The following is a 17,203-nucleotide window of genomic DNA, read 5'->3' on the forward strand; positions in this document are numbered from 1 at the left end:
GCGAAGCAGCCCAAGTGCAGGTTGCGGGCTTAACTGACTGGCATTGTCCGCAAGGTGCCGTTTTCTTTGGTACATCCTCTCGAGCATGCGCCATCGACGCCGTGGTGCTCGCCAGCGGTCAAAACCTTCCAGCACTCGTCCCGCACGTTATATTTCCACTTCCGCGCGGATGTCATAGTGAATATCGCCGGCCCCGAACCGCAGCCTAGCAGAGCCGTTCCGAGCCTGAACGTCACTTTCAACCTGCACCTGGGCGACGTGTCGCGCCGGCCAGTAAAGTCAAGGAGGCTTCATGTACAGCCTAGGCATACTCGGGGTCGGCGAGCTGACCGAAAAAGTCGTACGCGGCCTGCGTCACAGTGGTTTCACAAGCCCTCTCTTGCTCTCCCCACGCAATGCCGAGCGGGCCGATGCGCTGGTCCGGGAATGTGGTTGCCAGGTAATGGAGAGCAATCAGGCGGTCATCGACAATGCGGACCTGGTCATTCTCGGCGTGCGCCCGGAGGCGCTGTCCGAAATTGCCCGGCAAGTGATACTCAAGCCAGGCCAGCGCCTGATTTCACTGGCTGCCGGTGTGAACCTGGAGCAATTGTCAGTGGCCTTCCCAGGCGCATCATGCATCCGCGTCATGCTTTCCTATGCGGCGCAGTTCAACCAGAGCATGGTGGTGATATGCCCGCCGGATGCTGCCAGCCAGGCGTGCCTCGGTCCGCTCGGCAACCTTGTCGTGCTGGAGGATGAGTCGGCGTTCGAGCTGGCTACAGTGGCCGCGTGCATGAATGGCTGGTTCTACTTCCTGTTGCATGACCTGCAGCAATGGCTGTGCGACAAAGGCCTGCCAACTGCCGAAGCAAGGGCCCTGGTCCTGGGCAACATGCAGGACTGCGTGGCCAGCGCCCAACGACAGCCCGAGCAGACGCTCAGGGCGCTGGGTCAGGCGATCGCCACGCCCGGCACCTTCACCGCCGACGGCTTGGCGGTGCTCACGCATCAGCCTGTCAGCGCTACCTGGGGAGCCGCCTGTGAAATCGTGCTCGATGCGCTCCTGACGCGCTCCCGTCTTTCTAAACAAGAGCAATAACCCCGTCGATCCGAATCGCCCAGCCCTCAAGCAATGATAGGCCGCGAGGCGGCCCGCCTGTTCAAGGTGCCGCCGAGATTCTCAACGTCTTCACCAGCAGGCTATACAGGTTGTCGACAGGCTTGGACCCCCGGGAAGCGCGACTGCGGTACACCGCCACTTCCATCGGCTGCAAGGGTCCCAGCCCGTGCGCTTCGCCGAGAATCTCGAGATGCTCGGGTGCACTGCAGCGAGTCAGGACCGCGATCGCCAGACCGCTTTCGACAGCCGCTATCTGCCCCGCCAGGCTCGAGCTGTTGTAGACCACGCGATAGCGACGCCCTTGCAAAGCCAGGGAATGAATGGCGCAACGCCTCGCAAGGCTGGTTTCTTCATAGGTCGCAATAGGTAGAGGGTCTCGCCTCCAGACATCGAACTGAGGCGAGCCGACCCAGACCATGGGTTCATGGAACAGCAAGGTGCCCCGCCTGGCATGGTCTCGCGAGACCAGCGCCAGATCGAGTTCTCCTCGCTCGATTCGCGGAATCAGCGAGGTCGACTGTTCGCAATCGAGTTCGATGTCGACCGCACCATGACGCGGGGCAAACCGCTTGAGCACAGGGGTCAGGTACTTGGCTGCATAGTCGTCCGGGACACCCAGACGAATCCGGCCGGCCAGCTCGTCTCCATGAAACGCTGTCTGCGCATCGGCATGAAGGTCCAGGATTCGCCGGGCATAGCCCAGGAGTACCTGGCCGTCCGGCGTCAGCTGGTGACGTCGGGCATCGCGCACGAGCAGCTGCCGACCTACCGCCGCTTCAAGTTTCTTGAGCTGCATGCTGACCGCCGGCTGTGATCGATGAACCTCGGAAGCCGCACGCGACAATGACCCGGTATCGACCACGGCGACGAAGCATTTGAGCCAGTCGAGCTGGAGGTCCTGCTGATTCATGGTGCACTCATGTATTCGTTAAGCTGATAACAGTCAGATGAATTATGCGCTTTTCGACTTCCTGTTGCATGAGCCATAGTAGCGCCGCCGAAACCCCGCGGCATGCGCAGGTAAGCGCCCTTCACAACCAGCAGTCTTGCACCTGTCTTACAACGGCCAGGAAACAGCCAAGCTGCCCATGAGGAGACCATGGTTTGCACGTCATCGATAAACCCCCGGTCGGGATCGAGTGGGGCGAGGTCTGGGATGGCTTCAGACAACTCGCACCGATCTCCCTGTTCGTCGTCATCTTCGGGCTTGCCTTCGGCCTTGCTGCCGCCCAGGCAGGGCTGGAAGGAACCTCGATCATGCTCATGAGCAGCCTGGTATTTGCCGGGGCCGCGCAATTCGCCGTCCTCGATCTGTGGGGTGAACAAGTGCCGCTGGTGCCGCTGGTGGTCACGGTGTTCGCCATCAACGCTCGCCACCTGCTGATGGGAGCAACCCTGTATCCCTGGCTTCGCGAACTGCCGCCTGCCAAGCGCTACGGCGTGATGCTGGTGGTGTCGGACGCCAACTGGGCACTCTCCCAACAGGCATTCAACCGAGGCGCGCCGGGCCTCGGGCTTCTCCTGGGAGGTGGCATCGCGCTCTGGCTGGCATGGGCGGCGGGCAGCTGGCTGGGTCTGTCCTTCGGCAATGCGATCCAGGACCCGGTCAGCCTGGGCCTGGACATGGTCATGGGCTGTTTCCTGCTGGCCATGGTGGTCGGCGGAAAAAAGAACCTGCGGATGCTGGTCATCTGGACACTGGCGGGTGGCTCGTCGCTGTTGGCGTACCGATATCTACCCGAGAACAGCCATGTGGTCGTCGGCGCGCTCGCAGGCGGCATCCTGGGCGCGGTATGGATGGAAAAGAACGATGAACATTGAAACCGCCGGCCACGGCACACTGATCATCATCCTGATAATGGCAGTGGTGACCCTGGCTACACGCTGGGGCGGCATCTACGTGATGTCGTTCGTGCCCATCAGCTATCGGGTACAGCAATTCATCGGCGCCATGTCTGGCTCGGTTCTGATCGCGGTGCTTGCGCCCCTGGCCCTGGCCGGCGACAACGGCGCACGAGCAGCCCTGGCCACCACGGCAGTCGTCATGCTGCTGGTCAAGAAGCCGTTGCCAGCGATCGCCGCCGGCATCGTCGTTGCGGCGTTGATCAGGGCGCTGTGAGCGATTTGATGGACCTACCCCGTCCACTGCTTTGCACGAGACCGTCCACAGCTCATCGGCCTGGCCGTAGAGCGCTGGCTCATCATTGATGCAATGCTCGCCTGGAGAGTCTTTCACCTGCAATGTCGAGCAAAAACCTGCTGGTCGGCGATTTCAAAGGGTTCGCGGTGAGCAAGGCGGTCGGCAACGTACGCGATGACGTTGCCGAACTGATCGTCGCGTTACCAACGCAAGCGCCGCCTGACTGATCAGGACAGGCCTGCGGGCTTTGTGCTGGAGGCATCTGGGTCCTCATCACGAGCCTTGGGCACCACGCGCAGAAGGATGCAGGCCAGGATCGCGGAAACCAGCGAGCCGAGCATGATGCCGATCTTCGCTTCCTCCATCAGTTCGGGGTGCGTCGGGAATGCCAATCCGCTGATGAACAGGCTCATGGTGAAGCCGATGCCGCACAGCATGGACACGGCATAGAGCTGTGCCCAGGTGACCCCGCGCGGCTTGACGGCAAGCCCGCTCTTGACCGCCAGTACCACGCCGGCGAACACCCCCAGTTGCTTGCCCAGGAACAGGCCCAGGGCGATACCCAGCGGCAAGGGCGCAAAGAGATCCGCCCAGGACAGATTCCCCAGCGAGAGCCCGGCGTTGGCGAAGCCGAACAGTGGCACGATGAGGAAGGCGACCCAGGGTGACAGCGCGCCTTCCAGGCGATGCAAGGGTGAGTGGGCCTCATGGGCCGCGCCGACACCGCTGGCATAGGGAATCAGGAACGCCCCCACCACCCCGGCCACCGTCGCGTGTACGCCCGACAGCAGCGTGGCGAACCACAGCGCCACCAGGCCGATCAGGTAGGGCCACAGCGCCGTGACCCGGCAGCGATTCAACAGCAGCAGGACCGCGACGATACCCGCCGCGGCGGCCAGCGCTGTCAGGTTGAGCGCCGAGGTATAGAAAATGGCGATGATCGCGACCGCGCCCATGTCATCCAGGATCGCCACGGCCACCAGCATCAGCTTGAGTGACAAAGGCGCATGGCGGCCCATCAGTGCCAGGGCGCCGATGGCGAAGGCGATGTCGGTGGCAGCTGGAATCGCCCATCCGTTGCCCAGCGACGGGACGTCGCGGGTGATGGCCAGGTAGATCAGGGCGGGAAAAGCCATGCCCAGCATCGCGGGCAAGGCCGGCAAGCGGCGCTGCTCCCAGGTCGCCAGGTGGCCGTCGACCAGTTCGCGCCTGATCTCCATGCCGACCAGCAGGAAGAAGATGCTCATCAGGCCATCGTTGATCCATAGATGCAGGGTCATGGGCCCGAGCTTTTCACTCAGGGTCGGGCCGGTGGAGGCATGCAGCACATCATGGTAGAGGCCTCCCCAGGGTGAGTTGGCGATCAGGATCGCGATCGCGGCAGCCAGCATCAGGACGACGCCGCCCGCCGCCTCGCTGGCCAGGAACCGGCGCAGGACGGAGCCATGGCCACCGGCGCGATGGGAACTGTTGGAACTCATGCTTGATTCTCCTTGATCAAGTAACCGCCCACGAAACAGCCCAAGGCAGGCATGGCAACGCCATGACGCCGTGGCACGCGGGTCAGTTCGGCAAAGGCAAGGGAGGGAAGTGAGGCCCGGTATGGACCGGCCCTATCGACATCCGGACCGCTTGGGCCCAGGAAAATGGAAATTGCTGACGTCATGCTGCTTCCTACGGAAAACAAATGAATGTTCTCCGTATTCGGGACAGACCCGGGCGCACGCAGCACACGCCAAGCCCCGGATTCTAACGAGATTTCGCCACGGCATGGACCGAATTGTTGCCAGGATATTTCCCCGACAGATAGGCGACTTTTCCTACCCCTCCCCGGATGGTGTCATTGCGGCATCCTGCTCCTTCGCCAAGGTCGATCCTGGGCAGGCCTCGCCCCACCCAGAAAATCCTTCGAACGCCTATGTCAAACCGCCGCGCTGGGCACCCAGTATCCGGTCGATACGCTCGCGCGCGGCGCCGGTGAGCCGCTTGATGCCCAACAGCCGCGCCACTTCCAGCGCGGGGTCGCCCGCATCGATGATCGCCGCCGCCACCCGCAACTCCTCGGCAGCGATTTCTTCGATCGAACGCGCGTCATTGGCCGAGGCCGGTATGCGGAATGTCGACCATGCCCGCACATCGTCCTTGGCATGCCAGACGAAGACCTCGCCATGGCCGGCGTCCTGCACATAATGATGCGAGTCGGCGAGTTCCAGAACGCGATCGCGGATCAGTCGGCCGGTGCGCTGGAAGCCATGGGCGCGAGCGATGCGCTGGACCAGCAGGCTATCGAGAATGGGCGCTTCCTGACGCAGTACCTGGTCAATGACCTGGCGCAGTGTCGACGCGTACTCCGGCGCATGGAAGCGCTCGCCGTCGATCTGCCCCTGCAGGGACGACAGGTCGGCAATTCGGTAGGCGCTGCGCTGCGGACCGATAATGCCTGAAGGGTCGGTCAACCCGGCGGCGACCGGTTCAGGGTCATCGACCACGATGTCATCCGGCGTGGCCTCAGGCACCTGCGACACGGCTTCCTCGCCTTGCGCTTGCCGAGAAAAATCGACTTTCACGGCAGCTGGCTCGGCGTCCTGCGCCACCACCGGCACGGCCCTGGAGTACTCGAGCAGCTCGTTCAAGGCACCATGCAGGCGTTGCAGGGCGCCCTCCTTGTCGACCCACCAGTCGGTGGACCACAACCGCACCAGCTTCCAGCCCAGCCCTCGCAGGATCGCCCCGCGTACCTTGTCGCGATCGCGCGCCGTCGCGGCGCTATGATAGGTCGCCCCGTCGCACTCGACACCGGCAAGGTAATCCCCGGGCCGGTCCGGATGGACGATGCCAAGGTCGATACGAAACCGCGACACGCCGATCTGCGGCACCACCTGCCAGCCCAGGCGACGCAGCCCTTGGGCCACGGCTTCCTCGAACGGCGAATCGTATCCACCCACCGACCCCTGCACAGCCTCGGCCAGCGCCTTCGGTCCCCGCTGGGCAAACTCGATGAAGTGCTTGAGGTCCCGCACTGCGCGGGCGTTGGTACGGTTGAGGTCGATCATGGAGGGGTCGAAGGACGAGAATACCAGCATCTCCCTGCGTGACCGCGTGATCGCCACATTCAGGCGGCGCCAGCCACCTTCCTTGTTGAGCGGACCGAAGTTCATCGACATGACCGCAGCACCGGGCTCGGTCGGGCCGTAGCCGATACCCAGCATGATCAGGTCGCGCTCGTCGCCCTGCACGGTTTCCAGGTTTTTCACCACTACCGGCTCAGTCTGGCTGTCCTGGAAGAAGGGCTCGATCTGCGGGTACTGCTGACGGGCCACGTCCAGCAGGTCGCTGACCAGCTTCTGTTGGTCGGCGTTCAAGGTAATGATGCCGATGGAATGCCCTGCCGCGATGAACGCGGGATCGGTGAGCCGCTTGACCGTCTCGTTGACGATGGCCTCCGCCTCGGCCTGGTTGAAGCGGCCACGGCCCTTGGCATACACCCCTTCGACACGTCGCCACTCGACCGCGCTGGCACGGGTTTCGGCCGCCGGGAAAGTGATCAGGTTGCTGTCGTAGTAACGGTGGTTGGAGAAGGCGATCAGGCTCTCGTGACGGCTGCGATAGTGCCAGCTGAGGCTGTGGCTGGGCACACCCGCGCCCAGGCACTCATCGAGAATGCTTTCCATGTCTTCGGCGGTGTCGTCATCGTCGGCACTGGCGCTGCGATTGAAGAAGTTGGTCGGCGGCATCTGCCGTGGGTCGCCGGCGATCACCACCTGCTTGCCGCGGGCAATGGAACCGATCGCATCCCAGGGCGCGATCTGCGACGCTTCGTCGAAGATCACCAGGTCAAAGGGCGGCTGATCCGCAGGCAGAAACTGGGCGATCGACAGCGGGCTCATGAGCATGCACGGGGCCAGACGGCTCATGGCATCGCCCATCTCGATCGCCAGTTGGCGAACCGGCTTGTGCCGACGGGATTTCTGCAGTTCATGCTTGAGAATCGCGAAACCGCTGTTCTTGGCGATATCGTTCTTGGACGGGATCAGGCCGCACAAGCGTGCGCGGATGTAACGCACCGTGAGTTTCGCCAGTTCATCGTCCAGGCGATTGAACATGGCGATGTCGCTCATGTGCTCGGCCGCGACGAAATTGCGCAGCAACGGCTCGCTGTCGATGCCATGGGTCGCGAACCAGTGCGCATAGGCGGTGGTGAATGTCTCCTCGGTCGCCGCTGCCGGCAGGGTGCCCTGCTCCAGCGCCTCGGCCAGTGGCGCCAAGCCGGCTTCAGCGGCCTGCGCGCGTACCCGACACCAGTCACACCAGGCCTTGAGCTGTTCTTCCTGCTGCTGGATCGACAAGGCGGTGGCACGCAATGTGGCAACGGTCGGCGCCTGCTCATCGGTCGCGGCCAGCTCGGCGAACTGGCGGGCCACCTCACCGTATCGCGACAAGGCCTGCTGCAATGCCGTCAGCGCCGTCGCGATCTGGCCGCCGGCCGCCAGCATGTCGTTGGCTTCGACCACCACCCGAGCCACCGCGGCGCGCAGTGCGATCAGATGTTCGGGGGAGTCGGCCAGCGCGATAAGACTGCCACGCAAGCGCTCCGCCAGCGTCACCGCCCGCAGCAGGCGTGGCCGGTCACTGGCGAGTCCTTGCCATCCAGGGATCGCCCGCACATCGCCGGCCAGGCCGTCCAGCTCGAGCAACAGGCCCTGCAGACGTTCGAGGGTGGCGAGATCCTTCAAGGTATCGGGCAGACCCGTGGCGCCGCCCAGGGAAGCGAGTTCACGGGCCACCTTCTTCTTGGCAAAGGTGGCGAAGAACCAGAACTTGCCCTCGGCTTCCTGCCATTGCTGACGGAGGCTGTCGAACGGTATGCGACGGCAGGCCTCGTCGGCGTAGTCCAGCGAAAGGTCCTGCCGCAGGTGCAGGTAGCTGTCGATGAGTTCGCACGCTCGTCGTGCGGCCTTGATGCGGGCAGTGGCATTGGCGGTAAAGGCAAACGAGAAATCCGATCCGTGGGTCTCGCACAAGAGCGCGGTCACTTCGCTCAAGTGCTGCACGTTCGTCACTTCCGCCAGCGCAAGCGGCAGATGGATCAGGGACAACAAACGCTCGCTGGCGGCTTGCAACGCGTCGAGCGCCTGCGGCAATTCTCGCGCACGGCTGGCGATCTGCGCCTGCCAGGCGTTGGACCATTGCGGCTGCGCCAACGCGCCGAAGCTCGCCGACAGGTTTCGCGCGGCATCGCCGTTGAGTCCCAGTCGCCGTGCCAGGTCCAGCAGGTTGGCATACTCGGTGGCATCGTGTTCGGTGCCCACTGGCCAAAGCAGGCGCGGGGTGGCGCAGGTGTGATCGCGCACGACCCGACCAATGGCCTGGTGCAGGGACAGCCCGTTGCGCCAGCGCCGGTGCAGCACCTCTACCACCTGGTTGAGCCGCGAACGCAACGTCTGCAGGCGACTTGCTTCGCGTGCCCAGTCCTCGGCGCTCAAGGCATCGCGAACCTCCCAGGCACGGTCCAGCTGCTTGAGCACTTCGACCTTGGATGCCTTGCTCGAATGCAGCTCCAGGCAGAACTCGCCGAGCCCCTGCTCGGCCAGACGCCGATAGACGACATCCAGCGCGGCGCGCTTTTCCGCGACGAACAGGACGCGCCGCCCCAGCGCCAGATTGTGCGCGATCATGTTGGCGATGGTCTGCGACTTGCCCGTGCCTGGCGGCCCATCGAGCACGAAGCTGTGCTGCTGCGCCGACGCCACCACGGCCGAGAGCTGGGAGGAATCGGCAGGCAACGGAGTGAACAGCTGCGCCGGCGTCACCGTGGCATCGAGCCGCTCGGGCCGTGGAAATTCGCCCGAGCTGGCAAAGCCGGCCCCGGCCGGATCGCGCTCGATCAAATGCTTGACCAACGGGCTTTGCAGCAATTGCGCCGCGTTGGCGGCCAGGTCCTTCCACATCAGGTATTTGGCGAAGGAGAAAGTGCCCAGTACCACCTCGGTACTGACCTCGAACCCTGGCACGTCACGAACGGCCCGGCGCACCATGTTCCAGATGCCCAGGACGTCGATGCCGCTCTCGTCGCCGGGCAGATCGCCTTCCAGCCCCGGAATCGTCAGTTCGAAGTCGTGGCGCAGCAGCTCCAGGAGGGTCAGGTTGAAGCGCGGCTCTTCGTCCAGCAGGCTGAGCGTCACACCCGACAAGGCACTCTTGCGCTCCAGCTTGACCGGCACCAGGATCAGCGGCGCGGAATAGGTCTTGGGATCTTCGGCAGTCTTCTTCCATTTCAGGAAACCGATCGCCAGGAACAGCGTGTTGGCGCCGCCCTCCTCCAGATCGGTGCGTGCCTTGCGGTACAGCTCGATCAAGGTGGCTTCGAGCTTGATCTTTTCCAGGGTGGCCAATACTTCACCACGCGACAAGGCCTGGCGCGCGACTTCATCGAGCAGGCTTTCGCTGTTCTGCTGTTCATAGAGCGCAGGATCGCGGCCACCGCCCTTCAGGTCGGGCACCGGTACCACGCGGATGCGTTGACCATTGGAAAGCGTGTCCTCCAGCGCGGCCGGATCCGCGCAGACCAGGCGCACGCCCTTGGCACTGTCCGGCAGGTGCAGCAAACGATTGCGAGTCGTGAGGTCGAGGAGCTTGCGCTGCCATAGCGTCAGCTTGCCCGCGGGATCCGTACCGGCCTCGTTGATCTCGACATCGAAGCCAGGCAGCGCGGGCGCTTCCTCCAGGCTTTCGACGGCCGCTGGAGCATCCTGCGCCTCGGCCGTACCTGGGGCCGCCGCGAGCGCGAGCGGACGGATCTTCTGCATCCGCGCGCGGTGCAGATCGATGGCCATGATGAATTGCTCGTCGTCGAGCTGGCGCTGTGCCGCGGCGATTGCCTGACTGAAGCCAGGGGCCGGCGCCTGGGTCGCCAGGGTGGTTTCGAAGACCAGCATCTCTTGCAGGTCCACGCGCTTGCGTACTGCCGAGGCGTCATCGGTCAGCAGTTGCGAGAACTCCTGAGGCTGCAGCCAGACACCCACGAAGGCATGCCCCTTGGTCATGATCAGCAAGGCATTGAGCCCAGCTTGCTCGAGCGCCGCGGCAAACAGCAGCGCAGTGTCCAGACAAGTCGCGATGCCGTTGTCGAGGATCGCCCCGGGCGCGCGGATCTTCTGTCCCTGCTGCTCGAAACTGGCGGGCGGCACCGCGTAGCTCAGCTTGAAACCGCAGACGGCCGACCAGATGGCCGACGTTAGTTCCCAGGTACGGCTCCGTGACTTGCCCTCGTAGCCATCGATGCCGTCTTTCTTGCCGGCGCGACGCAGCACCTGCGACGCGGCCTTGAGCACACGATCGACCGCCGGATCGTTGGGCATGCAGAAGGCTGCCAGCAACTCAGGCATGGCACTCAAGCCGCCCCACTCCATGCGAGCCAGGAGCTCCGTCGGGAAGCGTCGCTCGGCGAGCAGGTCGTCACCTTGCGACAAGCGCAGCACGACCTCGGCGCCCAGGCTTTCGCTCAGACCCGCCAGGTAGCCGGCATTGAGCCTGATATCGCGCTCGGTGACGCTCAACTGATCGCCGGGGTTGAGGCGATCGATCGTCCAGGTACGGGTTTCGACGAAGGCAGGGTCGGTGCTCAGGGCCAGTACAAGGTCCTGGAGGGCTTGCTCGCCCTGGTTCGAGACGCTCAGCTCACGGACCAGAGGGACGGCATTCTGGTGGGAAGCGAAACCAATCTTGCGCGCGATCAGCGCCTCGATCGTGATACTCATGCATGGACTCCTAGAACGGCCTGCGCTCGTCGCCACGAGGGGCGCGAGTAAATGGCGCCTATAGTCCCTGAGCGGACGGGGATTTGGAACCGGTTTTAGTCACTGGGGTGAATGAAAGGGTTTGCGCCTGCAGGGGTAGCGCTGGTGATGGACATCGTCGACGCTGCCTTGGGCAATGCGATCCAGTGCCGCCAGGATGTGGTCGACCCCGGCCAGCGCGGCGACGCTGGGACGGCACTCGGGTTCGAGTAGCTGCGCCAAGGCGTACACCCACGGCCCCGCTTGCGAGGCGGCAGCTGCACTGGCTGGTCGCAACGCATATTGACGGAGATCGTCGCGACAGTTGCCCGGATGGGACTGATGCGAACCCTGGCGCTCAAGCCACTATTTGGCAAACAGCCTCCAGATTCACTCCGTCAGGGGCCAGTACATAGGCTGCGTAATAACCGGTGTGGTAATGCGGTCTGATTCCGGGCGCCCCGTTGTCCTTTCCGCCAGCGGCCATGGCAGCCGCATGGAACGCGTCGACCGCCTCACGACTCTGCGCGATCAGCGCTATATGCGCCCCGTGGCTCGGGACGGAAGCGTCGTGCAGCCAGAGAAATGGCTTTCCTGCGGAACCGAACCCCAGTCGCCGAGGCTTCGATTGAGGAGGATCGGCCTCAATGCTCATCATTAACGTTATCCCTAGTGGCTTGAGTGCTTGCTCGTAGGGTTTCGGATTCCACGGCAGAAAAGTATGCGTCTGAGATTGAAATCTGTATTTCCCGCAGACAGTGCGACCCTAGATTTAGCGTAGCAGCGTGCAAAAATGCCTTTTCATCGCTCTATGCATGGGTAGCCAGGCCGGGTCGACTTTTTCAACACTATCGTCCGATAGCAGACATTCGAACACGGGGGCTTGTATATTCACAGGATTGGCAGGCGGATCCCGCCAGGCGCCGCACTATCGGGAAAACACCAGTCATGGACTGCAAGGCAAGCCGGTCAGTTACCTCCGACTGGGTAATCCGCAGCGCTCAATCGGGCAGCGTGGAACGTATCGAAGCGTGGTTTGGCAGTCATGGCTACGACCCACACCGTCACGACACCTACTCGATAGGCCGCACCCTCGCCGGCGTACAGAGTTTTCACTACAAAGGCTCGCTGCGCCACGGCGTGCCGGGCAATACACTCGTACTTCACCCTGACGAAGTACATGACGGAATGGCCGGCACCGACGCGGGCTTCCGCTACCGCATGGCCTACATCGACCCTTCGCTCATTCAAAACGTTCTTGGTGGCGAACCGCTGCCCTTCATCGCCGGTGGGCTGTCGACCGATCCGCGCCTGTACCGTGCCAGTGAAGCATTCGTGCAGGCGGTGGATCACCCTCTGGAAATGCTGGAGGAACAGGACGCCCTGTATGACCTGGCGATAGCTTTGCGTACCGTCGGCGGCAAGCCGCGCGGTCGTAAACGCCTGGATTACTGCTCGGCCGAGCGCGCCAGGGCGTTCATCATGGAGCACCTTCACCAGGGTATCACCCTGGAGATGCTCGAGCATGCTAGCGGGCGCGAGCGGTGGAGCTTGTCACGGGATTTCAGAACGCTCTACGGCACTAGCCCCTACCGCTTCGTCACGCTCCGTCGCCTGGACTGCTTTCGCAGCCTGATCCTGGATGGTTTCACGCTGGTGGATGCCGCTCTCGCTGCTGGCTTTCACGATCAGAGCCACATGACCCGACACTTCACGCGCTGCTTCGGGGTACCGCCTTTGCGCTGGCTGGAACGTTTGCGGCCCGCCCGCTGACTTGCAGGATCGTACAAGAGCAATGCTCTTTCCGTTCGGTAGGCTGACAGCTCCAATTACAGAGGATCTGTCATGTCCGAGACCCATCACCAACACGCATCGCCCCCCGTGAATCTGGCCCAGAAGGCTTCGCTGATCGAGCAACAATGGAGCCCCAGAGTCGTCGCGGAAATGAACGACTACCAGTTCAAGGTCGTGCGAATTGAAGGCGAATTCATCTGGCATTCGCACCCTGAGACCGACGAAGCCTTCCTCGTGCTCGAAGGTACCCTGCGCATCGACCTGCCGGATGGCTGCGTCCATGTGAATGCCGGTGAACTTTACGTCGTGCCACGTGGCGTAGAGCACAGAACAGCAGCCCAAGGTGAAGCGAAAGTGATGATGATCGAGCCACGAGGCATTTTGAACACAGGGCATGAAGGTGGCGAGCGAACAGCCAAGAACGATCTCTGGGTCTGACTGAATACCATTAGCCCTTGGGTCGTGAGTCTCCGCTCTCGGCCGATTCTGTTGAAAAACTCGGTCATCCCAAACGGCCTAATCATTGACTGGTGAAAACGCTTTTTTGCACGCTGCTGCGTGAAATCTGCGTCTGGAAGCCTCGACCGAAAGTAAAGTTTTCAATCTCGGACGCGTTCTTTTCAGCTGGGAGAACCATGGCCGACCTTTTCAACAGAATCGGCCAAAAGCAGCCAGTCAATAGCCTGCTCAAGGAGCACCAAAGCGGGCGAGCGTAGCATCGATAAATCGTCGGAGTTTGGCTGTTCTCTGACGATTGGCCGTGTAGAGCAAATGCATTTGTCGGCTCGGTGCTTCGTAATCAGGTAACAGTCGAACTAACTCGCCGCTGCACAACGCGGGCTCAAGAAAGTCTTTGGGGCCAAGGACAATCCCGAACCCGTCCAACGCTGCCGACAGCAGTGCTTTGCTCTCGTTGACCTGTAATCGACTGGCGACTTGTACCCGTTCAACTGCGGAGCCTTTGTAGAATACCCATTCACGGTCGGCCGGCCTGGACCAATAGGCATACCCCAGGCACTCATGGTTCTTCAGATCATCCGGTATTTGCGGCACTCCCCGGTCGCTCAGATAGCTCGGTGCCGCACAGGCTACCAATCGATAAGGCGCCAACGGCCTGGCGGTCAAACTGGACGCGGCCAATGGGCCAATCCTGAAAGTCACTTCATAACCCTCCTCCACTAGATCGACGAAGCGATCAGTCAAATGCAGATCGATTTCGACTTCAGGGTGTTGACGCAAAAAATCCGTCACAAAGGGCATGAGGCTATAGGAGCCGAAAGTTATGGGAGCGCTGATTTTTAGTTTGCCGCGCGGGGTGTCGTTCATGATCTGCGCTAGGGAATCGGCAGCCTGAGCCTCGCTCAAAATGAGCTTACAGCGTTCGTAGTAAGCGCTACCCAACTCAGTCAGGCTCTGGCGTCGGGTGGTACGGTTCAGTAGCCGCGCACCTAGCCGCTGCTCAAGCGCGGCAACATGCTTGGCCACCATCTGGGGCGACAGGCCCAATCGCTCAGCAGCGCTGGCATAGGAGCCGGATTCCGCCGCCATCACAAACGCTCCCATGCTCGTCAGGCGATCCATCATTCAACACTCCTGGTAACGAGACTAAATAGCCGATGATTATTTATCTTCTCCTGGTTGGCAATCATCCTGAATTTTTCTTGTCAATCAACGGAGCAAGGACATGCGTATCGGCATTATTGGTGCGGGCTTCATCGGACGTGCAGTGGCGCAATTGGTCATCGCAGCTGGGCACGAGGCGATGCTCAGCAATTCACGTGGGCCACAGACCATGAAAAGCGTGCTCAGCGGCATTCCTGGCAGTCAGGTCGGCACTATCGAGGACGCCACACAATTTGGCGAAGTTGTACTCGTGGCAATTCCTCTTGGGCAATACCGAAGCGTGCCGGCCAAGTGGCTAGAGGGCAAAACCGTACTGGATGCCAACAATTACTATCCTGAGCGTGACGGTCATATTGCCGCTCTCGACCGATTCGAAACCACCACCAGCCGCCTGCTCGCAGAGCATCTGCCCCACTCCAGCGTGGTCAAGGTGTTCAATGCAATCCTCGCCCAAGACCTGGTGCAGGACTCGCGCCCGAAAGCAGCGCCCGACCGACGCGCACTGCCGATCGCTGCGGATGATCCAGCGGCGAAAGCGCTGGTGATCAAGTTGCTGGACGAAATTGGATTCGACGCGGCAGATGCGGGCAGCCTTGATGAAAGCTGGCGATTCGAACGGGCTAAACCCGCCTACTGCATACCGCTGGATAAAGAGGGGTTGAAGGTTGCCTTGGCTGCGGCCCATCGGCAGGTCGAATTGCCCGAGGGATCATGGCGCCGCTGAATAGCCCACAACCTAATGGATCGAGAGAAGACTTGGAGCTGATTGGGGACAATGTCAGCTTTGGGATGATTCTGTTGAAAAATTAGGTTATCCCAAACGGCTTAATCATTGACTGGTGAAAACGCCTTTTTTGCACACTGCTGTGTGAAATCTGCGTCTGGAAGCCTCGACCAAAGGTAAAAATTTCAATCTCGGACGCGTACTTTTCAGCTGCGAAAACCATGGCCGACTTTTTCAACAGAATCGGATAATTTCGGCCATTCGACCGTCAGGTCGCGGCTAGGTCACATCTTATGACCGCCCCTTGCCCGCATCAATCTCAATGGGCGTCCTGCTATTATCTAGCTTTCGAATCGATAAAAAACGTCGTACAGCGTGTAGAAAACTGCGCTTCGAATTCGGCGCGATCGGTTGACCAAGTCCCTTAAACTTCGTACCACGGGCTGATTCCAGCGCCCATTCCCCGACCGTCATCCGCTCAACCGCCGCGATAAATACCGCGCAGGTGGACATGCTCCAGTCGACCGGGCAGCCGACCCATGGCTGCTCTCGTGCTAACCAAATACCCGTTCTTAAGATGAAACTGTAGTTACTTTCGCGCGTCCGAGGACGTAAGGTTGAGGTATCTCGCCAACGACGACACCATTTGACCCAGACAGGATCAATACCGTCGATACTCTTTTCGCGCCAGCTGGCATAGCCGCGCATACGCAACGGTTTCGCCAAGATGCCCATCGCAGCTAGGCCATGAGAGACTTTTCCAACCGACCTGGCGATACCTTCGCTTCGGTGCGCCTGCCCTCGAAGCAGCAATTCTTCGATGAACGTTTCAAGTCTAGGGTCACCAGGCCGTCACGACGATACAGGCGCTTGCAAACCGGCTCGGCATTGACCGTTGCGATGACGATGTCGCCGTGCTCGGCTTCCCGGCCACGGTCCACGATGACCAGATCCCCGGAATAGATCCCCGCCCCCTGCCTACTGTCGCCCTCGACTTTTACCAGATACACCTGAGGCGCGCGGATGTCGAATAACTCATCGAGGGAGATATGCCCCCTCCAGATGGTCGGCGGCCGGGGATGGAAACCCCGCGGGAACGTGGAACGAGTAGAGCGGAAAAAGCTCGGTGCCGCCAATCGGCGTACCTAGAAGGGTAACGGTCATGTTATAGAGATCCGATGCAAACTGTATGCATATACAGTTAACTAGGCATTCGACGACTGGTCAACCTTGCCGGGTGGATTTCGACAGAGAAGAGAGGTGGGGAAATGTGTGGACGCTACTCGATTTATGAATCCATGGATTACTACCTGAAGCAACTTTCGCTGGACCTGGTGGTTATCAATGGCTACGACCATGAGCCGATCAGCCGCTACAACGTCGCGCCGTCGACCCGTGTCGAGGTGATCCGGCCAGTCGAGGGAGGGCTGAGCATCGATCGCGTGAAGTGGGGATGGTCGCCCTTCTGGGCGAAGGGAAAGCGGCCAGATCCCATCAATGCCCGGGCCGAAACGGTGATGACCGGTAAGTTCTTCAAAGGCTTGTGGCCAGGTGGCCGTGCCTTGGCTCCGGCGAATGGATGGTTCGAATGGATTCCGGATCCCGACGACCCGAAGCGCAAGCAGCCCTACTACATCACGTCGGCCAGCGGGGAGCCGCTGTTCTTCGCCGCGCTGGCCGAGGTGCACCGCGGCATCGAACCCGACGAGCGGGATGGCTTCGTGATCATCACGGCCGCCGCCGACCAGGGACTGATCGACATCCATGATCGCAAGCCGCTGGTCCTGACACCCGAGGTGGCACGGGAGTGGATAGACCCTGACACGTCGAGCGAGCGAGCTGCGCAGATCATACGGAGCCACGACAGGCCCGCAGGCGACTTCAAGTGGTACCCCGTCGACAAGGCGGTGGCCAATGTCCGGAACCAGGGAGCCGGGTTGATTCGGCAGCTTGGGCAGACCTGAGCTTGGTGGTCGAGATTCTCCGACCTATTTTTAGATCAAGCTTCCAGGGGCGCCGCGTCTGGCCTTTTTTGCCTGCACTGC

General features: G+C 61.6%; 14 protein-coding genes and 2 pseudogenes. 8 read left to right on the forward strand and 8 right to left on the reverse strand.

Annotated features, from left to right (window positions below; genetic code table 11):
- Positions 1 to 292: 292 nt before the first annotated feature.
- Positions 293 to 1,081 (forward strand): NAD(P)-binding domain-containing protein, encoded by a 789-nt coding sequence (locus G7009_RS09720; protein WP_181129781.1) that lies wholly within the window; start codon positions 293 to 295, stop codon positions 1,079 to 1,081.
- A gap of 61 nt (positions 1,082 to 1,142) precedes the next feature.
- Here G7009_RS09720 and G7009_RS09725 read toward each other — a convergent pair whose 3' ends face one another.
- Positions 1,143 to 2,012 carry a LysR family transcriptional regulator gene (locus G7009_RS09725; RefSeq protein WP_181129782.1) on the reverse strand — a complete coding sequence of 290 codons (870 nt, stop codon included), beginning with the start codon at positions 2,010 to 2,012 and terminating at the stop codon, positions 1,143 to 1,145.
- Between the two features lie 194 nt (positions 2,013 to 2,206).
- On the opposite strand from G7009_RS09725, the gene G7009_RS09730 reads away from it, so the two are divergent.
- The 3 genes from G7009_RS09730 (at position 2,207) to G7009_RS27720 (ending at position 3,469) form a co-directional block, all read left to right on the forward strand.
- Positions 2,207 to 2,923, forward strand: coding sequence for an AzlC family ABC transporter permease (locus G7009_RS09730; protein WP_181129783.1), 717 nt, complete (start codon positions 2,207 to 2,209; stop codon positions 2,921 to 2,923).
- Positions 2,913 to 3,221: an AzlD family protein gene (locus G7009_RS09735; protein ID WP_181129784.1), complete on the forward strand. Its 309-nt coding sequence runs from the start codon at positions 2,913 to 2,915 to the stop codon at positions 3,219 to 3,221. The genes G7009_RS09730 and G7009_RS09735 overlap by 11 nt, the downstream gene beginning before the upstream one ends.
- Before the next feature lie 122 nt (positions 3,222 to 3,343).
- Positions 3,344 to 3,469, forward strand: coding sequence for a hypothetical protein (locus G7009_RS27720; RefSeq protein WP_258197903.1), 126 nt, complete (start codon positions 3,344 to 3,346; stop codon positions 3,467 to 3,469).
- Here G7009_RS27720 and nhaA read toward each other — a convergent pair whose 3' ends face one another.
- From nhaA to G7009_RS09755, 4 genes are all read right to left on the reverse strand, one after another.
- Entirely contained in the window at positions 3,470 to 4,723 is a 1,254-nt protein-coding gene (gene nhaA, locus G7009_RS09740; RefSeq protein WP_181129785.1) for a Na+/H+ antiporter NhaA, read from the reverse strand.
- Between the two features lie 435 nt (positions 4,724 to 5,158).
- Complete coding sequence (locus tag G7009_RS09745; RefSeq protein ID WP_181129786.1) at positions 5,159 to 10,999, reverse strand: DUF3320 domain-containing protein; 5,841 nt, start codon at positions 10,997 to 10,999, stop codon at positions 5,159 to 5,161.
- Between the two features lie 99 nt (positions 11,000 to 11,098).
- Positions 11,099 to 11,260: a hypothetical protein gene (locus G7009_RS09750; RefSeq protein ID WP_181129951.1), complete on the reverse strand. Its 162-nt coding sequence runs from the start codon at positions 11,258 to 11,260 to the stop codon at positions 11,099 to 11,101.
- A 115-nt stretch (positions 11,261 to 11,375) separates the two neighbouring features.
- Positions 11,376 to 11,675: a VOC family protein gene (locus tag G7009_RS09755; RefSeq protein ID WP_181129787.1), complete on the reverse strand. Its 300-nt coding sequence runs from the start codon at positions 11,673 to 11,675 to the stop codon at positions 11,376 to 11,378.
- 290 nt (positions 11,676 to 11,965) lie between these two features.
- On the opposite strand from G7009_RS09755, the gene G7009_RS09760 reads away from it, so the two are divergent.
- Positions 11,966 to 12,790: an AraC family transcriptional regulator gene (locus G7009_RS09760; RefSeq protein WP_181129788.1), complete on the forward strand. Its 825-nt coding sequence runs from the start codon at positions 11,966 to 11,968 to the stop codon at positions 12,788 to 12,790.
- A gap of 72 nt (positions 12,791 to 12,862) precedes the next feature.
- Positions 12,863 to 13,249 carry a cupin domain-containing protein gene (locus G7009_RS09765; protein WP_181129789.1) on the forward strand — a complete coding sequence of 129 codons (387 nt, stop codon included), beginning with the start codon at positions 12,863 to 12,865 and terminating at the stop codon, positions 13,247 to 13,249.
- Positions 13,250 to 13,498: 249 nt separating this feature from the next.
- Here the strand turns inward: G7009_RS09765 and G7009_RS09770 are convergent, their stop codons facing one another.
- Positions 13,499 to 14,395, reverse strand: coding sequence for a LysR family transcriptional regulator (locus G7009_RS09770; RefSeq protein ID WP_181129790.1), 897 nt, complete (start codon positions 14,393 to 14,395; stop codon positions 13,499 to 13,501).
- Positions 14,396 to 14,495: 100 nt separating this feature from the next.
- Between G7009_RS09770 and G7009_RS09775 the strand changes: the two genes are divergently transcribed.
- Entirely contained in the window at positions 14,496 to 15,158 is a 663-nt protein-coding gene (locus G7009_RS09775) for an NADPH-dependent F420 reductase (RefSeq protein ID WP_181129791.1), read from the forward strand.
- A gap of 360 nt (positions 15,159 to 15,518) precedes the next feature.
- Here G7009_RS09775 and G7009_RS27725 read toward each other — a convergent pair.
- Both G7009_RS27725 and G7009_RS09780 read right to left on the reverse strand, forming a co-directional pair.
- Positions 15,519 to 16,004, reverse strand: a pseudogene (locus G7009_RS27725) (tyrosine-type recombinase/integrase); the annotation flags it as partial.
- Positions 15,995 to 16,322: pseudogene (locus G7009_RS09780) on the reverse strand (LexA family protein); the annotation flags it as partial. The pseudogenes G7009_RS27725 and G7009_RS09780, both read right to left, overlap by 10 nt.
- 104 nt (positions 16,323 to 16,426) lie before the next feature.
- On the opposite strand from G7009_RS09780, the gene G7009_RS09785 reads away from it, so the two are divergent.
- On the forward strand, positions 16,427 to 17,122 hold the full coding sequence (locus tag G7009_RS09785) for an SOS response-associated peptidase family protein (RefSeq protein WP_181129792.1): 696 nt from the start codon (positions 16,427 to 16,429) through the stop codon (positions 17,120 to 17,122).
- The last annotated feature ends 81 nt before the right edge of the window (positions 17,123 to 17,203 follow it).

The sequence above is a fragment of the Pseudomonas capeferrum genome (genome assembly GCF_013523055.1).
Classification (GTDB): domain Bacteria; phylum Pseudomonadota; class Gammaproteobacteria; order Pseudomonadales; family Pseudomonadaceae; genus Aquipseudomonas; species Aquipseudomonas capeferrum_A.